This window comes from Bradyrhizobium sp. (assembly GCF_016462955.1).
Lineage (GTDB): Bacteria > Pseudomonadota > Alphaproteobacteria > Rhizobiales > Xanthobacteraceae > Bradyrhizobium.
Map to the genome: position 1 here is coordinate 12817 of NZ_JAEMSD010000146.1, position 1278 is coordinate 14094.

Below are 1278 nucleotides of genomic sequence, written 5' to 3' on the forward strand. Positions count from 1 at the left end.
CGCACCTTGATGTCGACGCCGAAATCGCGGTGCGGGGCCACCACTTCCTCCATCAGCTCCGACAGCTTCATGCGGTCGAATGGGGCGCCGGTGGAGGAGAGCTGGGTGATCTTGCTCAATATGTCGCGGCAGCGCTGGGTCTGCTCGCGCAAGGTCTTCAGGTCAGCGGCGATGGTTGGGTCCTTTACCGTCTTTTCCAACTCGCGCGAGATCAGGAAGATCGTCGCGAGCGGCGTGCCGAGCTCGTGCGCGGCCGCGGCCGCGAGGCCGTCGAGCTGGGTCAGGTGCTGCTCGCGTGTCAGCACCAGCTCCGTTGCGGCCAGCGCGTCCGCGAGCTTGCGCGCCTCCTCGGTCACCTGGAACGAGTAAAGGCTGGTGACGCCGATCGCGAGCGCGATCGAGAGCCAGACGCCGACGAGATAGACCGGCGGCAGCACCAGGGGATCCTCGGAATCCCAGGGCAGCGGAAAATGGTAGAAGAACAGCACCGACGCGCAGGCGACGGCAAGCAGGCCGAGGCCGAACGTGAAACGGGCCGGCAGTGCGGTGGCCGAGATCAGCACGGGCGCGAGGAACAGGAACGAGAACGGGTTCTGCAGGCCGCCGGTGAAGAACAACAGGCCGGCCAGCTCCACGATGTTCAGCGCGAGGAGCCCGGCCGCCTGCATCGGCTCCAGCCGCCGCATTGGATTGGCCGCGGTCTGCAGCACCAGATTGAGCGCCGCCGACAATGCGATGATGCTGACGCAGGGAATGATCTCGACGTTGAATTCCAGCCCTTGCGCCACGATGAAGATCGCGGCGAGCTGCCCCAGCACTGCGAGCCAGCGCAGCCGCAGGATCGTGTCCAGCCTGATATGCCGCTGTGCGTGGTGAAAGTCGGAATCGGCAATTTCGGTCATATCGGCCAATGTGGCGGCGCCTTCCAAGGTCACGAACGCTGGGCTGGCGGAACCGCCCGGTGAGCAGCCCCTACATCAAGCCTTGCGCTCGCCGATGCAATAGCAGAAGAACGGCCAGCATGACCGAGAATGACGAGGCTTCAAGTCGGCCGACTGTCGCGGATCGCAATTCGTCCGCGGCAATCGCGGTCGATCACCTCGTCAAGGTCTACAAGCAGACCCGCGCCGTCGACGACATCTCCTTTTCGCTGCCGCGCGGCAGCATCACCGGGCTGCTCGGCGGCAACGGCGCCGGAAAGACCACGACCATCGCGATGATCATGGGCCTGGTGCTGCCGACCTCCGGCCGCGTGCAGGTGCTCGGTCACGAGATGCC

At 65.3% G+C, this 1278-nt stretch carries 2 protein-coding genes; one reads left to right on the top strand and one right to left on the bottom strand.

Features of this window, described 5'->3' with window-relative positions; all coding sequences use genetic code 11:
* A partial coding sequence (locus JHD07_RS16875; protein WP_291624212.1) for an ActS/PrrB/RegB family redox-sensitive histidine kinase occupies positions 1 to 902 on the bottom strand: 902 nt, incomplete at its 3' end.
* A gap of 119 nt (positions 903 to 1021) precedes the next feature.
* Between JHD07_RS16875 and JHD07_RS16880 the strand changes: the two genes are divergently transcribed.
* Positions 1022 to 1278: ATP-binding cassette domain-containing protein (locus tag JHD07_RS16880; protein WP_291624210.1), on the top strand; the 257-nt coding region annotated here is incomplete at its 3' end.